Here is a 15,582-nt window from a genome sequence, read left to right as displayed (position 1 = left end):
CGGCAGCGCGGGGCGATTAATCGAGGCGCGATTTCATCTATGCCGCCGTTGGCGGCTGCCGGTGCCTGGAGATGTCATATGAACTCAATTGTTATTGCCCGCTATAAAGAGTCTCTCGATTGGGTCCTGAACATTCCCGACGATTTCGAGGTCTACATCTACAACAAGGGCGAGCCGATCAGCGATCCGCTCATCATTGACAGAGCCGATCACATCATCGACAGGCAGAATGTTGGGCGGGAGTCCGAAACATACATCCACCATATGCTGACGGTACCGCGGGACGCCGATTCCTTCACGGTCTTCTCGCAAGGCGATCCCTTTACCCATAGTCCGGATTTCCTGCCGCTGCTGGAAAACTGGCGGCAATGGGACAGCCTGCAGCCGCTGACCTGGCAATGGCAGGCCGATCACAATATTCCACCGGCGTCCTTGCTCGCGGACTACGAACGACGCCTGGGCGGTCGTCTGCGTGTTCGTCCGGAACGTTTCTCTTTGTCTAGTTGGGGTCCGCCGGATTTCGTCGACGAAGGCGCTTTGGGCACCAGCCGTGATTATTGCGCGTTCCACGGCAACCCGCCGGAAGGAGAAAACGTTGCCAGCGATTTCCTGCGGAAATGCGGACTCGATGAGTTGGCGGACAAAGCGCGGGCACATTCTTTTGGAGTGTTCACCTACGGTGCGATCTTCGCCGTTCGTAACAACCTCATCGCCAAATGGCCGCGGAAGAGCCTGGAAATTACATATCAGGCGACGTTAGGCATGCCCGTCTACGGATATATGCTTGAGCGCATGTGGCTGCATTTCTTCGGCGCGGAATTCGACGTGCCGGTGGCTCCAAAGGTTACGCTGGAACAGCCCTTGCCGCGGCAGGCTCCCATGGAGCTTGGATATCCGAAGGCGGCGCCGTCAACGGTCGATCCGAACGACGACATCATATCGGTTCAGGTCGAAGAACTGAGCGATAAGGTCGAGAAGCTGCGGATCGAAATTTCGGAGCTCAGGGAAACTGTAAAGGTTCAGCGGCTTTCGGCCAGCGCGCGCCATTGAATCCAGGAATAAGGGGCAGTCTATGACGTCATTTGCAGCGAGCAATCTGCAAACTCTTACGCAGGCGGAGCGTGTGGCAATTGCCGCGCAGTGGTCCGATGCTCCATATTTGCAGGCAGAGATGCTTTCCGGTACATCCTGGCAATTGGGCGATCTGGACGGGCGGGAATTGTTGCCGTTTCTAATGCTTGCTCCCGAGGGATTGGTCGGCAATGCCTTTCATGGATCGCTGGATCATTGGTATGTGGCTGATGGAAAGCTCTGCATCCTCGACAGTCAAGGGATGCCAGCGATCGTATTCAACGCGGCTCGCGTCGTGAATTCAGCGGTCGTGGCGCTTGCCGGCCGCGCCGTTCTTGCCGGCGTCGACGCCATCTACATTCTGAACCTTGTCGATCATCCGCCGCATCCGGTATCGGCAACGCCACCGCACATGGAGCGTCGGGCGAGATTCATCAAACAGCCGCCCGTGGGCGCACGCCGGGCCAATCTCGTCGTCGTTCGCGCCAATGGTTCATCGCTGCATCCGCGCTGGTTCGAAGGGCTCAATGACAATACCCGCACCTGGGATCTGTGCGTCAGTTGGTACGGAAACGAAATTCCCGACCCGTCGGTTTCGCCTGAATATCTGACTCATGCGCCGAACCAGCGGAAATTCAAGCCGATCTTCGATCTGTTTTATGAAGATAGCCCGCTTTGGAATTACGATCGCATCTGGTTGCCTGACGACGATCTGCTGTGCAGCGGACCGGATTTGAACAAGATGTTCCATCTGTCGCGCAAATACGGGCTGGATCTGGCTCAGCCATCGCTGCGCCAGGAACCCGGCTGCCACATCAATCATCCGATCACCGCTCAACGCCAAGGCGGCGACGTCCGCTTCGAACCCTTCGTCGAAATCATGTGCCCGGTCTTTTCGCGCCGCGCTCTCCGCATCTGCGTCGGCAGCATCAAGGATGCGGTCTCGGGTTATGGTCTGGACCATTTGTGGCCCTCATTCCTCGGACGGCCTGCAACGCGCATGGGCATCATCGACGCGGTTGGAATCGTTCACACGAGGCCGATCGGCGCGAGCTATGACGTGCGGTCCGCCATTGCCGAGCAAGCGGCGCTCTGGAGAAGCTACGGGTTTAGTTACAAGCCGATTCCAGGCGTAAATTGATGCATGCGGCTTGCGGATGGCGATGTGTCGAGGGGCAAGCCAGCAAGCCGATTTCTCTTCCAATCCCGAGGGACCTGAAAGTTTCATGATCGATTTTTCCAACGTTGACCTGCTGATCGTCGGCGCAGGTTTCTATGGTGCGACCATTGCCGAACGGGTTGCGAACGAACTGCAAAAGAACGTTCTACTGATCGATCGCCGCAGTCACATCGGCGGTAATGCCTACAGTGAATTCGACAGCGAGACCGGAATTGAAGTCCACCGTTACGGGGCGCATCTTTTCCATACGCCAAACGAAACCGTTTGGACCTATCTGAACAGGTTCACCGGTTTTACCGACTACAAGCACCGGGTTTATTCGACGTATCGGGATCAGGTCTATGCGATGCCGATCAATCTCGGCACCATCTCGCAGTTCTTCAACCGGCGACTTTCTCCGGCTGAAGCGCGGACGCTGATCGCGGATCAGGCGGCCGAGATGGCTGGGCGCAATCCCGCGAACTTGGAAGAGAAGGCAATTTCCCTGATCGGCCGGCCCCTATACGAGGCATTCATCCGCGGCTATACCGCAAAGCAGTGGCAGACCGACCCCCGCGATCTGCCGGAGCATATCATCACGCGGCTGCCCGTCCGCTACACCTACGACAACAGATATTTCAACGACAAATACGAGGGCCTGCCGGTCGACGGCTATGCGGCGATCTTCGAGCGGATGCTGAACCACCCGAAGATCAATATCGCCCTTGGCGTCGATTTCTTTTCGCTGAAATCCTCGCTGCCGCCGGGCCTGCCGATTGTCTATACGGGTCCGATCGATCGGTATTTCGACTATTCGGAAGGGGAATTGGGCTGGCGCACGATCGATTTCGAAAAGGAGACCGTCAACACCGGCGATTTCCAGGGCATGGCGGTCATGAACTATGCCGATGAGACGATCCCCTTTACGCGCATCCTGGAGTTTCGCCACTTCAATCCGGAAAGAAGCTATCAGACCGAAAAGACTGTCATCGTAAGGGAATATTCGCGCTCGGCGCAGCGAAAGGATGAGCCGTACTATCCGATCGACACCCGGCAGGACAAGGATGTCTTCCTGCGATATCGGGTGCGTGCGGAAGCGGAAGTCAACGTCCATTTCGGAGGACGGCTCGGCACCTATCGATATCTCGACATGCACCAGGCAATCGGCGCGGCCCTGAAGGCGTTCGAGAGCCGCGTCGTGCCGCATTTCACCGAGGGCCGTATCCTGGGCGGCGAAAAATAGGCTTTGGGCTGAGCTCGAAGGGTCAATGGACCTTCAGCGCCATTTGAGGTGAGGGCGGGATGACCATTCAAAGGTCATCCCGCCCAATTGTTTTTATCCGCGGCGACGGCGCTCGCGGGTCGGGGCGGCCCCGCCTTCGTTGGCCGTCTTGTTGCGCAGCGGGCCAATCCGATCGATGATCGTTTCCAGCGTCGGGCGCGGGCCGGGCGTGTAGCTGTCGAGCGCTTCGCGCATGGCGGCAAGGTGGCCGCAGGAAGTGCCGCAGCAGCCGCCGATGATCTTGGCGCCGGCGTCGCGGGCGAGGCGGGCGTAATCGGCCATGAGCGGCGGCGTGCCGGAATAGTGGATCTCGGCGCCGCGATATTCCGGAATGCCGCAGTTGCCTTTGACGATCACGACCGAAGCCGGATCGGCATCGGTCATGTCGAGCAGGCTTGAGAGGATATCCGATGCGCCGACGCCGCAATTGGCGCCGACGGCGAGCGGACCTTGACCCACATCCTTGGCAACGCCGTGAATGTCTCTCGGATGAAGACCCATCATCGTCTTGCCGGCGGTATCGAAGGAGCCGGTATAGGTGTAGGGCAGGCCGACCTTGACGGCGGCTTCCGCGGCGGCGCGGATTTCTTCCGGCGATGACATGGTTTCGATCCAGGCGACATCGACGCCACCGGCTTTCAGACCTTCGATCTGCTCGGCGAAAGCGGCCACGGCGTCCTCATAGGTCAGTGCGCCAAGCGGCATCAGCAATTCGCCGGTCGGGCCGACCGAGCCGGCGACGATGACTTTGCGGCCAGCCTTGTCGGCGACAGCGCGGGCAATTTCGGCAGCCGTCTTGTTCAAGCTGTGAACGCGGTCCTGCGCATGGTGCAGCTTCAAACGGTGGCGGGTGCCGCCGAAGGTGTTGGTGAGAATGATGTCGGCGCCGGCGTCGACGAAATCCTGATGCAGCTTGGTGATGCGGTCGGGATGCTGTTCGTTCCAGAGCTCCGGAGCTTCACCGGCCTCCAGGCCCATGGCGAAAAGATTGGTGCCGGTCGCGCCATCAGCGAGCAGTACGCCCTTTTCGGCTAGAAGATCGGTCAAGGGATTGGCTGTGACGGTCATGGCGTCTCCTCAAATGTCAGATAAACCGGATTGAAATGCAGATATAAACATTTCTTTATATGAGTACAATCCCGGGATAAAGGCAGAGGTTGCTCGATAAGGCGGTCTAAAAGAAAAAAGCGCCCAGGGCAGGGGGCCAGCCCCCAACCGAAATGTGGAATCCAAGTAGATACTGGTGCCGAATCCCCCTGTGGCATGGGTGTTTGGGGCGGTTTATCTTGCTGGAAATATCTTCGTGAAGCATTCTGCGCACTCACCTGCTGCAAAACTGTCGCTTTAATTGGGGTTTTTGAGACAAGAAGAGAACCGCAATATGGAATCGATGATTGAGGTTGGGACTATAAAAGATGTTGAGCCATGGGCGCAGCTTCGCGTTGCTCTGTGGCCGCATCACTCGCTTGAAGATCATCGAGCTGAGTTGGGCCGGGCGTTTCTTTCAGAAAGTGGAGAAGCCGTCGCCTTCATCGCTCGAAACGCTGCGAAAGAAGCTGTCGGGTTTGCTGAGGCCACTTTGCGATATGATTATGTGAATGGATGCAGCAGCTCGCCCGTTCTATTCCTCGAAGGGATTTATGTCCGGCCCGTTGACAGGCGAAAGGGTATCGCACGATTGCTTTGCAATGCCGTTGCTGATTGGGGGAAGTCGCTTGGATGTGTTGAGTTTGGCTCAGACGCGCTGCTTGAGAATTCAGCCAGCCATGCGCTCCATACCGCTTTAGGATTTGAGGAGACACAGCGCGTCGTGTTCTTCCGAAAGCCACTGTAGGCCGGTATTGCCCTTCCACGAGGATGGCTTGTCGCGAAACTCGCTCCCAAAAGTTAGAGTTTCGCGACAGATATTTGTTACAGAAAGTATTCCACATTTCAGTTAGGGGCTGGCAGGGCGCTTTTTCGCTTTGCGGTGGGGCGTTTTTTACGCGGCCGCCATCTCGGCCGTTTCATGTGTCGTCGGCGTCACCATGGCGGCAATGATGCCTTGCAGGTCGATCGTGCCGATCAGCCGGCCGCCGGGATCGGTGACGACGGCAGCGGTCTGTCCGCTGTCGGTCATCTGTTTAGCTGCGATCTCCAGCGTCATGTCGCCGGATATGCGCACGCCATGCGGCTCGCCGGCAATCGGCTTCATGATCGTCTGAGCCTGAATGACGCGGCCGCGGTTCACTTCCTTGACGAAGGCGGTGATGTAGTCGTCGGCTGGCTTCAACACGATTTCCTGGCCGCTGCCCTGCTGCACGACCTTGCCGTCGCGCAGGATGGCGATCTTGTCGCCGAGGCGCAGTGCTTCGTCGAGATCGTGGGTGATGAAGACGACGGTTTTCTTCAACTCCTTTTGCAGGTCGAGAAGCACGGTCTGCATGTCGACGCGGATCAACGGGTCGAGTGCCGAATAGGCCTCGTCCATCAGCAGGATATCGGCATCGTTGGTGAGCGCACGCGCAAGGCCGACGCGCTGCTGCATGCCGCCGGAAAGCTGGTTCGGATAATGGTTCTCGAACCCCTTCAGGCCGACACGCTCGATCCAGTAGCGACCTTTCTTCTGGCTTTCGGCCCGGGCCACGCCCTGGATGTCCAGGCCGTAGATGGTGTTTTCCATCACCGTGCGGTGCGGCAGCAGGGCGAATTTCTGGAACACCATCGCCGTCTTGTGGCGGCGAAACTCACGCAGTGCGTTTTCGCCCATATTACAGACATCGACGCCGTCATAGAGCACTTCGCCGGCGGTCGGCTCGATGAGCCTATTGATGTGACGGATCAGCGTCGACTTGCCGGAACCAGAGAGGCCCATGACCACGGTGATGGCACCGGCTGGCATGTCGATATTGATGTCCTGCAGGCCGAGAACGTGGCCATGCGTCTCGTTGAGCTCGGCCTTGCCTATGCCGTTCTTCACTGCGTCCACATAGTCGCGCCCGCGCGGCCCGAAGATCTTGTAGAGGTTTTTGATCTGGATCGCGTGACTAGCCATGGATGACCTCCGAGTGCTTCTGGAGCCGTCTGCCATAGGCCTGGCTCGTGCGGTCGAAAATAATGGCGATCGCGACCAGGGCGAAGCCGTTGAGGAAGCCGACGGTGAAGAACTGGCTGTTGATCGCCTGCAGCGTATTCCTGCCGAGTCCACCGACGCCGACCATGGACGCGACGACGACCATGGCGAGTGACATCATGATGGTTTGATTGATGCCGGCCATGATGGTGGGGAGTGCCAACGGGATCTGCACATTGAACAGTTTCTGCCGGTGCGACGAACCGAAGGCATCGGCTGCCTCCAGCACTTCCTTGTCGACGAGGCGGATGCCGAGGTTGGTCAGCCGGATCATCGGCGGAATGGCGTAAATCACGACGGCGATAAGACCGGGGACCTTGCCGATGCCGAAAATCATGACGACGGGAATGAGATAGACGAAGCTCGGCATCGTCTGCATCACGTCGAGAATGGGATTGATGATCGATTGCAGCCGGTCGGAACGGGCCATCAATATGCCGATCGGCAGGCCGATGACGATGGCAATGAGGGTACAGACGGTCACCATGGCGAGGGTGACCATCGTGTCGCCCCACAGGCCGCAGACACCGATCAGGATCATGGAAATGGCCGTGCCGGCGACGATCTTGAGATTGCGACTGGCAGCGTAGACGACGGCCATCATGACGAGGAGCACGATGAACCAGGGCGTATTTGTAAAAAGCCATTCCAGATAGTTCAGAAACCATTGCAGCGGCTGAACCACGGCGTCGATAACATTGCCGTAGGCGCGCACTATTCCTCTGAAGCCGTCGTCGATGTTCTTGCGCGCGGCGCGAATGAGGGTCTCGTTGATCGCCGGAAAATTGCATAGAACATCCGGCAAGAAACTGCATTGAATAGCCATGAAATTCCCCTTCTTGTCCGGTTTTGCCCAGCTCAGCGTGTGGCCTTCACGCGTGGATGGTAGGCAGCACTGCGACCGGTTCGTCAGGCTGCTTCTTATTTTTTATACCATTCCCAGTCGCCATTCTGCGCTTGTTGCGACCTAAGGCCCCGCCGCTCCGTCGGTATGGGCGTCAACACGGCGGCAGCGAATGCGGGGAACTGGCGGCTTACTCGCCGCCAGTTCCGTCGTTTCGCGTCAGAGCGAAGCCTTGACCTTGGTGGCGACATCCGGAGAAACCCACTTGGTCCACATGTCGGGGTAGGTCTTCAGGAAGTATTTTGCGCCGTCTTCGTTCGTGCCCTGATTGTCTGTCATCCAGGCGAGAACCTTGCCGACCGTGCCGTTGTCCCATTTGCGGGTCTTGACGTAGTCCATGGCAACGCTTGCCTTGGAGGCGAAAGACTTGGTCACAACAGTGTAGACGTCAGAAACCGGATAGGAATTGACCTTCGGATTGGCGCAATCCTGCTGCGAGGTGCAGGCGTCCCATTCCTTCTTGTCGTGCGGCACGTCGAAGCTCAGGCGCACCATCTCGTACTTGCCGAGGATCGCGGTCGGAGCCCAGTAGTAGCCGAGCCAGCCGCTCTTCTTTTCGAAGGCATTGGCGATCGAGCCGTCGAGACCGGCGGCCGAGCCCGTATCCACCAGCGTGAAGCCGAGCTTCTCGGCGCCGAGGGCCTTATAGAGGTTGGCCGTGGAAATCTGGCAGTTCCAGCCCGACGGGCAATTGTAGACCGCGCCCTTCGAGGAATCTTCCGGAGCGGGGAAAAGTTCCGGATGCTTCAGCGCGTCCTGAACGGTCTTGATATCCGGATGGGCGTCGGCGAGAAATTTCGGAATCCACCAGCCTTCGACGCCGCCGTCGCTGAGAAGGGGTGCTGCCTCGATCAGGCGGCCTTCGGAAACAGCCTTGTCGAGCGCTGTGCGCACGGCATTGACCCAGAGTTCCGGCGCGACGTCCGGTGCGCCCTTTTCGTCCATGGAGGCGAACGTCGGCTGTGTGTCGCCGGTGACCAGCGTCACATTGCAGCCATAGCCGTTCTGCAGGATGATCTTGTCGACCTGAGCGGCGACGCCGGCCGATGCCCAGTTCATTTCGGCGATCGACACGTCGCCGCATTCCGCAGCCTGTGCCGAGCCAGCCAAAGCATAGGCACCAAATGCGAAGATGGCGGAAGCAATGAGCTTCTTCATTGGATAACGTCTCCCAGTTCTTGTTAAGTTACCGGAATCGACTCCAGCAGACATGATGCCTTGCCGATCCCCCGTCAGCGTGGTCGCACCATAACCGTTCACCCGCCGCTGACGACGCCTGTCCGGTCCCCTGTTTTGCTGTCGTGCGTTTGCTCTTTTTGCGGCTACGGAACCTCTCGCAGCCGCGCTTTTTCTGCACCGACAAGATGCAGCCTAAGGATTTAGGTGAAGAAATCAACCTGCCGTCGACTACGCGGACTTACCACGCCTTGTCGAAAAGCTTATATAAGCGCTTGAATTAGCCTATTTTCTGCCATTCATGGCTGTAAAATGGGCATGGAAGACGCGCCATCATGCCCCGTGAGCTGGTAGAGATTGATGATCGCTAAAATGCCGCGTCCGGCAAAGACTTTTTGTATTCCATTCGCGCCGTTTTCAGCTTCTTGAAATAAGTCGAAAAAAAGTTCGAAAAATTTCCGGATTCATCCTTATTTAAGCACTTAATAACCCTCCGGTAACGATGTCCGGCTATCAATCGGAACGCGGCGGGAGACACTTCCGCCTCTCCGGATCAGGTAGTGCGTACCGGAGGAAGCGAGCCTTGCAGTGTGAAATGCAAGCGAGCCGGCGTTTTTTTGGCAAACCGCGTCGATCCCCGCGATCGCGCGGTTTTCGCGTTTTGGGGCTTACGCTAACGGTCTTGAGCAGAATCGACTAAAGTAACCGCTCGGGTGCGGACGGATAGGGCGCTCGCGTGCACCTGAATGGCGGAAACAGCAAAGCCGCCAATGCAGCGGCATGGCGGCTTTGCTGTACGATGGACTTGCGGCTTGACGAGTAATCAACCGGCGCTATAGGTGCGGATGAAGCCGACTAGGCCGAAGCGGGTATCGAGCTGCTGCAGGCGGTTGTCGGGGTGGCGCGACGGCACCTTCGAGTTCCAGGCGATCTGAATGGAATTCTTGTTGTTGAAGATGAAGAGCATCGGGGTTTCCTCGGGCCGGATCGACCGGCTTTCGTTGTTTGAATTGGTGATGGAGATAATCCTCTTCGGCATCAGGAACAATGGAAGAAGTCGTCATCGATTGTCGCAAATAGAGCATTTTTGGAAGTGGTGCGTTTTTGCCGCATATAACCGGTTTTCCGCCGTTAATCATCGCGGCGGATTCAAGGCAAAATCCAGCATTCCCAGTAGAAGCACCATATCGGAGCAATAACGGATGACGAAGGCGATCATGCTGCAGGGGACCGGCTCCGATGTCGGAAAAACGGTATTGGTCGCCGGGCTCTGCCGGCTGTTCGCCAACAGGGGTGTTCGGGTGCGCCCGTTCAAGCCTCAGAACATGTCGAACAACGCTGCGGTGGCCGAAGACGGCGGCGAGATCGGCCGGGCGCAGTGGCTGCAATCGCTGGCCGCGCGCGTACCGTCCTCGGTGCATATGAATCCGGTGCTGTTGAAGCCGCAATCGGAGACCGGCAGCCAGATCATCGTGCAGGGCAAGGTCTGGGGACAGGCGAAGGGCAGGGACTACCAGGCGCTCAAACCGCAACTGCTCGGCGCCGTCTTGGAAAGCTTTGCGACCATGCGCGCCGGAACCGATCTGGTGATTGTCGAGGGCGCCGGTTCGCCAGCCGAGATTAATCTCAGGCGCGGCGATATCGCCAATATGGGTTTTGCCACTCGCGCCAATGTCCCGGTCGTGCTGGTCGGCGATATCGATCGTGGCGGCGTGATCGCTTCGCTGGTCGGCACGCATCATATCCTGCCTGAAGAAGACCGGCGGATGATCCGCGGTTACCTGATCAATAAGTTTCGCGGTGATATCTCGCTGTTCGGCGAAGGCGTGGATGCCATTGGGGGCTTCACCGGTTGGCCCTGTTATGGCGTCGTACCCTGGCTGAAGGCAGCGGGCCGGCTGCCGGCCGAGGATTCGGTCGTATTGGAACGGCTTGCTCGCGGCACCGACGGAGCGTTGAAGGTCGCCGTGCCCGTGCTGTCACGCATCGCCAATTTCGACGATCTCGATCCGCTACGCGCCGAGCCGGATGTCGATCTGGTCTTCGTTCGCCCAGGTGAGCGGTTGCCTACGGATGCGGGGCTCGTGGTCCTGCCGGGCTCGAAATCGACCGTGGGTGATCTCATGGACCTGCGGGCGCAGGGCTGGGATAAGGATTTAGCTGCGCATGTCCGTCGCGGAGGTCGCGTTATCGGCATTTGCGGCGGTTACCAGATGCTCGGCCGCATGGTGCACGATCCGCTCGGCATAGAGGGATCGGTGACGGCGACGCCCGGGCTTGGTTTGCTGGATGTCGAGACCGAAATGGCGCCGGAAAAGACCCTTCGGAACAGCGTGGCTTTTTCCAGGGAGTACGACGCGCCGCTTTCGGGCTATGAGATCCATCTCGGCGTGACGCGCGGCGTCGATTGCGACCGGCCCTCGACCATGATCGACGGCCGGCCCGATGGCGCGCTCTCCAGCGACGGCCTGGTCATGGGCACCTATCTCCACGGGCTTTTCACCAGCGATGCCTATCGGGCAAAGCTGCTTGCAAGCTTCGGTTTGACCGGTGAGCGGGTGGATTACCGCGCCGGAGTCGAGGCGGCTCTGGACGAGGTTGCGACAGAGCTGGAAGCGGTGCTCGATCCGGCATGGCTCGACAGCCTGGTGCAGTAGAGCAGTTCCAGGAAAAGTGCGTAGCGGTTTCCCGCCCGGAATGCGAAGAAACAAAGGGATAGAGCGGGAAAGCGTTTCCGTGAAACGCTGAACCGCTCTAGAAGCGTCCAGGCGAAACCTAAAGCTCGCCTGACATTTCGCGGCGACGGCGGTCGAGTTCTTCGCTGTAGCGGCGCAGCGTATAGCTTTCGGTGAGCAGGCCAATCACCTTGCGTTCGATCAGGTCGTTGATCACCACCAGCGCTTCGCTTTCCGTCTGATCGAAAAGGGCAGCGGCCTGCTTGGCGTTCATCTGCGGCTGCAGGAAGTCGTTGCGATGGCGGATGAAATCGGAAAGGCCGTGTTCCTCGTCGTCCTTCTCGACGGGGCTCGCATATATGTCGGGCATCAGCACCATGCCGGCATATTTCTCGTCCTTGTCGATTAGGATGACCCGCTGTGCCGAGCCGATCGGAAAACGCTGACGAAATTCCTCGATGCTCATGTCGACAGGCGCAGTGTGCACATCCGGACGCATCATGCGGACGACCGTCAGATTACGAATCCAGCCGACATCATGGGCGCTGCGGATGCTTTCGCCGCGCAGATGGAAGCGCCATGTGGCGAAGGAATAGCCGAAGGTGGTCCGCACCACCAGCGACGAGGTGATGACGGCGGCTAACACCAGCGCGGTGATCGGAAAATCCCCGGTGATCTCCAACGCCAGGAAGGTCATGGTCAACGGTCCGCCGATGATGGCGACGGCAAGCGAACTCATGCCGACCACGGCATAGACGGCCGGCGTCAGCGTGGCGTGATCGAAATAGGGGGCGCAATAGGCGAAGATCTTGCCGAGCAGCCCGCCCATGAACAGCGATGCAAAGAACAAGCCGCCCCTGAAGCCGGAACCGATAGACACGGCTGAGGCCAGTGATTTCAGGATGAAGAGCCCGGCCAGCGCGCCCAGGGTGACATTCGTCGACAGGTTGAGATGCAGTGCACCGTGGCCGGCCGACAGAACCTGCGGCGAGATCAGCGCCAACAGGCCGACGACGAGGCCGCCGAGCGCAGGGCGAAAGGGCGGTGCAATCGAACTCTTGCGCGCAAACTCTTCGACCCAGGCGACGCCCTGCATGATCAGGATGCCTATGCCGGCGCAGAACGCACCGAGCAGGACAGCCGGAAGATAGTCGGCGGGGACGATCGCGCCGAAATGATCGATGTCGATGGCGAAGTCGTCACCGGCGAGCAGTCTTGCGATCATGGTCGAGATCAGCGCTGAGACGACGACGGGCGTCAGCGTGAGGATGGAATAGCTGCCGATGATCAGCTCGAAGGCGTAGAAGGCGCCGGTCAGCGGCGCATTGAACGCGGCTGCGATGGCGCCGGCAGCGCCGCAGCCGACGAGCATGCGCAGGTCCGCGCGGCGCATCTGCATCTTATAGCCGAATTTCGACGCAATGCCGGCGGCAAGCTGTGTGTAACCTGCTTCAAGCCCGACCGAGGCGCCGAATCCGTTCGAGATGAGATTCTGCACCGCGACGAGGATACTGTCGGTGAGCGACATGCGGCCGCCATGCAGCGCATTGGCTTCAATCGGGTCGACCATCGGCTTCTTGCGCGTGCGCGACAATAGATAGAGCAGAGCGCCGAGGATAATGCCGCCGGCTATGGGGGCGATCAGCAGCACCGACTTGTCGGGTATCGCGACCGCTGCAGAACTGAGGCGCTCGTAATCGGTTATGCCGTAGATGGCGCTGTGAAGCTTGCGTGAGATGAAGCTCATCCCTATCACGGCGCAACCGGAGGCTATTCCCGCCAGCGCGCCGGCGAAAACGAGCCCCAATTCGCCACGACGCAGCAATGCCCTGAAGCGACCGAGATCGAATAGAGCCGAGATGACGCCGAAGCGGCGCGGTTGGAATTTCTGCAACATGGGGAACAGACGACAGTTTTGTGCTCAAAGCTATGTGCTTGGCTTCTATAAACTCCTAACATCAAAGAAATACGGCAAAAAGAGCATCGCAGGCTGCGACTTTTAGGCAATATTTCGCCATTGGAACAGCCGATGTCGTGCCGACCAGCCTTGATTGACTTGCCGGGGCCGAAAGCCTAATCATTACGGGCATAACGAATGGTTCCCGAGCGGCAATCTGCCGCATGGGATGAAAAGGGAATGTGAAGGAGCGGACCCAACTCGGGCGCTCTCATCATAGCCGACCCCGCGACTGTAGAGCGGTCAGGGTCTTTCATCCGGTTCTTGGTGGTATTTCGCTGATGGTCCGCATGGTGCGGACAGGTGAAAGCAGCTTTGAGCCGGAAAAGCCACTGGCGTGGCATCATGATCAACCAGGGCTGGACGCCTCTAAATCTACGAATCGTCCGCTTTTTCATGATGTTTGCCGGGAAGGCGAGAAAGATCCGCTGGTGCAGGATCGGGGGCGACCGGTTTCGGTCCGCCCTCGCTGTGCCTCATCCGCGAGCCAGGAGACCTGCCATACGTGCCGGGCGCAAGGCCCAACCTAGGGACGGATGTCTCGGCTGCCAGCACGGAGGTTGTCATGGCGCGAAATGAGTTCTCGGCGCGCAGGCGCCCGCTTTTCGGTTCCAGCCGCGTCGCGCTGGCCACTGTTTTCCTGTTGGGACGGGGATAGGTCATGTCATCCCCATCGTCCCGCGTCGTCTTCGTTCTCGGCGGTGCACGCTCTGGCAAATCCCGATTCGCCGAATCGCTGGTCTCGGACACCGGTCTCGAACGTCACTATGTGGCGACAGGCCAGGCTTGGGACGATGAAATGCGCGACCGCATCGCTCAGCATCGCGCCGATCGCGGCGATCTCCTTTGGACGACGCATGAGGAGCCGTTCGATCTGACTGCCCGGCTGGCGGCGATCGATAGCGAGGGGCGCGCTGTTCTCGTTGATTGCCTGACGCTTTGGGTCACCAATCTGATGATGGCCGAGCGCAACATCCCGGCGGAATTTTCCGCTCTCACCGAATTCCTACCGGGCGCAAAGTCGCGTCTTGTCCTCGTTTCCAACGAGGTCGGGCTTGGCATCGTGCCTGAAAACCGTATGGCGCGCGAATTCCGCGATCATGCCGGCCGGTTGCACCAGATGATCGCGGCGGCGAGCGCCGAAGTCTATTTTATCGCGGCGGGGCTGCCGCTGAAAATGAAAGGTTGATCCGCATGAACCAGGAAAAAATTCCCGCCACCGTCATCACCGGTTTCCTTGGCGCCGGCAAAACGACGATGATCCGCAATCTTTTGCAGAACACCGGCGGGAAGAAGATCGCTTTGATTATCAACGAGTTCGGCGATCTCGGCGTTGACGGTGACGTGCTGAAGGGCTGCGGCGCGGAGAATTGCACCGAGGACGATATCATCGAGCTGACCAATGGCTGCATCTGCTGCACTGTGGCAGATGATTTTATCCCGACCATGACCAAGCTTTTGGAGCGCGAGGCGCGTCCTGACCATATCGTCATCGAGACTTCGGGTCTCGCTCTGCCGCAGCCGCTGGTCGCTGCCTTCAACTGGCCGGATATCCGCACCCAGGTCACTGTCGACGGCGTGATCACCGTGGTCGACAGTGCCGCCGTCGCCGCCGGCCGTTTCGCCGATGACCACGATGCGGTCGAAGCTCGCCGTGTCGAAGATGAAACGCTCGATCACGAAAGCCCGATCGAGGAGCTGTTCGAGGATCAATTGACCTGCGCCGATCTCATCGTCCTCAACAAGACCGACCTGATCGACGTCGCCGGCCTTGGCCGCGTCCGTACCGAAGTTGCCTCCCGCACCGCCCGCAAGCCGACGATCATCGAAGCGAAAAATGGTGAGGTTCCGGCCGCCATCCTCCTCGGTCTCGGCATCGGCACCGAAGGCGACATCGCCAACCGCAAATCGCATCACGAGCTGGAGCACGAGGACGGCGCGCCGCATGATCACGACGAATTCGACAGCTTCGTCGTCGACCTCGGCCCGATCGCCGATCCGGCTGCCTTTATCGAGAAGCTGAAGGGCGTGATTGCCGAACACGATGTCCTGCGCCTCAAGGGTTTCATTGATGTGCCCGGCAAGCCGATGCGCTTGCAGATTCAGGCCGTCGGCAGCCGCATCGACCACTATTTCGACCGGGCGTGGACGCCGGGCGAACAGCGCCAGACACGGCTTGTGGTGATTGGCCTGCATGAGATGGATGAAGGGATCGTGCGCGAGGCGATAGAAACGTTGGCCTAAGG

General features: G+C 59.0%; 13 protein-coding genes and 1 riboswitch. Of the genes, 7 read left to right on the top strand and 6 right to left on the bottom strand.

Annotation, left to right across the window (positions count from 1 at the left end; translation table 11 throughout):
- The first annotated feature begins 78 nt into the window (after nt 1–78).
- From C9E91_RS11200 to glf, 3 genes are all read left to right on the top strand, one after another.
- On the top strand, nt 79–1,050 hold the full coding sequence (locus tag C9E91_RS11200) for a hypothetical protein (RefSeq protein WP_107108349.1): 972 nt from the start codon (nt 79–81) through the stop codon (nt 1,048–1,050).
- 22 nt (nt 1,051–1,072) lie between these two features.
- The gene (locus C9E91_RS11195) at nt 1,073–2,212 is read left to right on the top strand and encodes a DUF707 domain-containing protein (protein ID WP_107108348.1); all 1,140 of its coding nucleotides are present in this window, start codon (nt 1,073–1,075) and stop codon (nt 2,210–2,212) included.
- Nucleotides 2,213–2,297: 85 nt separating this feature from the next.
- Complete coding sequence (glf, locus tag C9E91_RS11190; protein WP_107108347.1) at nt 2,298–3,473, top strand: UDP-galactopyranose mutase; 1,176 nt, start codon at nt 2,298–2,300, stop codon at nt 3,471–3,473.
- A gap of 93 nt (nt 3,474–3,566) precedes the next feature.
- On the opposite strand, the gene bmt is transcribed toward glf, so the two are convergent.
- Entirely contained in the window at nt 3,567–4,580 is a 1,014-nt protein-coding gene (gene bmt, locus C9E91_RS11185) for a betaine--homocysteine S-methyltransferase (RefSeq protein WP_107108346.1), read from the bottom strand.
- 322 nt (nt 4,581–4,902) lie between these two features.
- Between bmt and aac(6') the strand changes: the two genes are divergently transcribed.
- Complete coding sequence (aac(6'), locus tag C9E91_RS11180; RefSeq protein WP_414124091.1) at nt 4,903–5,346, top strand: aminoglycoside 6'-N-acetyltransferase; 444 nt, start codon at nt 4,903–4,905, stop codon at nt 5,344–5,346.
- A 147-nt stretch (nt 5,347–5,493) separates the two neighbouring features.
- Here the strand turns inward: aac(6') and C9E91_RS11175 are convergent, their stop codons facing one another.
- The 4 genes from C9E91_RS11175 to C9E91_RS19795 form a co-directional block, all read right to left on the bottom strand.
- On the bottom strand, nt 5,494–6,546 hold the full coding sequence (locus C9E91_RS11175) for a quaternary amine ABC transporter ATP-binding protein (RefSeq protein WP_107108344.1): 1,053 nt from the start codon (nt 6,544–6,546) through the stop codon (nt 5,494–5,496).
- The gene (locus C9E91_RS11170) at nt 6,539–7,450 is read right to left on the bottom strand and encodes an ABC transporter permease (RefSeq protein ID WP_107108343.1); all 912 of its coding nucleotides are present in this window, start codon (nt 7,448–7,450) and stop codon (nt 6,539–6,541) included. Before C9E91_RS11170 ends, C9E91_RS11175 begins: the two co-directional genes overlap by 8 nt.
- Before the next feature lie 237 nt (nt 7,451–7,687).
- Nucleotides 7,688–8,686, bottom strand: coding sequence for an ABC transporter substrate-binding protein (locus C9E91_RS11165; RefSeq protein WP_107108342.1), 999 nt, complete (start codon nt 8,684–8,686; stop codon nt 7,688–7,690).
- Between the two features lie 841 nt (nt 8,687–9,527).
- Nucleotides 9,528–9,671: a hypothetical protein gene (locus C9E91_RS19795; protein ID WP_181316064.1), complete on the bottom strand. Its 144-nt coding sequence runs from the start codon at nt 9,669–9,671 to the stop codon at nt 9,528–9,530.
- A 235-nt stretch (nt 9,672–9,906) separates the two neighbouring features.
- Here C9E91_RS19795 and C9E91_RS11160 point away from each other — a divergent pair, with 235 nt between their 5' ends.
- Nucleotides 9,907–11,361 (top strand): cobyric acid synthase, encoded by a 1,455-nt coding sequence (locus tag C9E91_RS11160; protein WP_107108341.1) that lies wholly within the window; start codon nt 9,907–9,909, stop codon nt 11,359–11,361.
- Between the two features lie 118 nt (nt 11,362–11,479).
- Here C9E91_RS11160 and C9E91_RS11155 read toward each other — a convergent pair whose 3' ends face one another.
- Nucleotides 11,480–13,276, bottom strand: a complete 1,797-nt coding sequence (locus C9E91_RS11155; RefSeq protein ID WP_107108340.1) for a chloride channel protein — start codon at nt 13,274–13,276, stop codon at nt 11,480–11,482.
- 182 nt (nt 13,277–13,458) lie between these two features.
- Nucleotides 13,459–13,854: riboswitch (cobalamin riboswitch) on the top strand.
- 143 nt (nt 13,855–13,997) lie between these two features.
- Between C9E91_RS11155 and cobU the strand changes: the two genes are divergently transcribed.
- Nucleotides 13,998–14,525: a bifunctional adenosylcobinamide kinase/adenosylcobinamide-phosphate guanylyltransferase gene (gene cobU / locus C9E91_RS11150; RefSeq protein WP_107108339.1), complete on the top strand. Its 528-nt coding sequence runs from the start codon at nt 13,998–14,000 to the stop codon at nt 14,523–14,525.
- Nucleotides 14,526–14,530: 5 nt separating this feature from the next.
- Nucleotides 14,531–15,580 carry a cobalamin biosynthesis protein CobW gene (cobW, locus tag C9E91_RS11145; RefSeq protein WP_107108548.1) on the top strand — a complete coding sequence of 350 codons (1,050 nt, stop codon included), beginning with the start codon at nt 14,531–14,533 and terminating at the stop codon, nt 15,578–15,580.
- Nucleotides 15,581–15,582: the final 2 nt, after the last annotated feature.

The organism is Rhizobium sp. SEMIA4064, from assembly GCF_003025035.1.
GTDB classification, from domain to species: Bacteria; Pseudomonadota; Alphaproteobacteria; order Rhizobiales; family Rhizobiaceae; genus Rhizobium; species Rhizobium paranaense.
Note: the sequence above shows the minus strand (reverse complement) of the source record. Positions and strands in the feature narration are given on the sequence as shown.

Bases quoted from the DNA above. Each gene is read 5' to 3' on its own strand.
- C9E91_RS11200 (WP_107108349.1), top strand. From the start codon at position 79: ATGAACTCAATTGTTATTGCCCGCTATAAAGAGTCTCTCGATTGGGTC.
- C9E91_RS11195 (WP_107108348.1), top strand. From the start codon at position 1,073: ATGACGTCATTTGCAGCGAGCAATCTGCAAACTCTTACGCAGGCGGAG.
- glf (WP_107108347.1), top strand. From the start codon at position 2,298: ATGATCGATTTTTCCAACGTTGACCTGCTGATCGTCGGCGCAGGTTTC.
- bmt (WP_107108346.1), bottom strand. From the start codon at position 4,580: ATGACCGTCACAGCCAATCCCTTGACCGATCTTCTAGCCGAAAAGGGC.
- C9E91_RS11175 (WP_107108344.1), bottom strand. From the start codon at position 6,546: ATGGCTAGTCACGCGATCCAGATCAAAAACCTCTACAAGATCTTCGGG.
- C9E91_RS11170 (WP_107108343.1), bottom strand. From the start codon at position 7,450: ATGGCTATTCAATGCAGTTTCTTGCCGGATGTTCTATGCAATTTTCCG.
- C9E91_RS11165 (WP_107108342.1), bottom strand. From the start codon at position 8,686: ATGAAGAAGCTCATTGCTTCCGCCATCTTCGCATTTGGTGCCTATGCT.
- C9E91_RS19795 (WP_181316064.1), bottom strand. From the start codon at position 9,671: ATGCTCTTCATCTTCAACAACAAGAATTCCATTCAGATCGCCTGGAAC.
- C9E91_RS11160 (WP_107108341.1), top strand. From the start codon at position 9,907: ATGACGAAGGCGATCATGCTGCAGGGGACCGGCTCCGATGTCGGAAAA.
- C9E91_RS11155 (WP_107108340.1), bottom strand. From the start codon at position 13,276: ATGTTGCAGAAATTCCAACCGCGCCGCTTCGGCGTCATCTCGGCTCTA.
- cobU (WP_107108339.1), top strand. From the start codon at position 13,998: ATGTCATCCCCATCGTCCCGCGTCGTCTTCGTTCTCGGCGGTGCACGC.
- cobW (WP_107108548.1), top strand. From the start codon at position 14,531: ATGAACCAGGAAAAAATTCCCGCCACCGTCATCACCGGTTTCCTTGGC.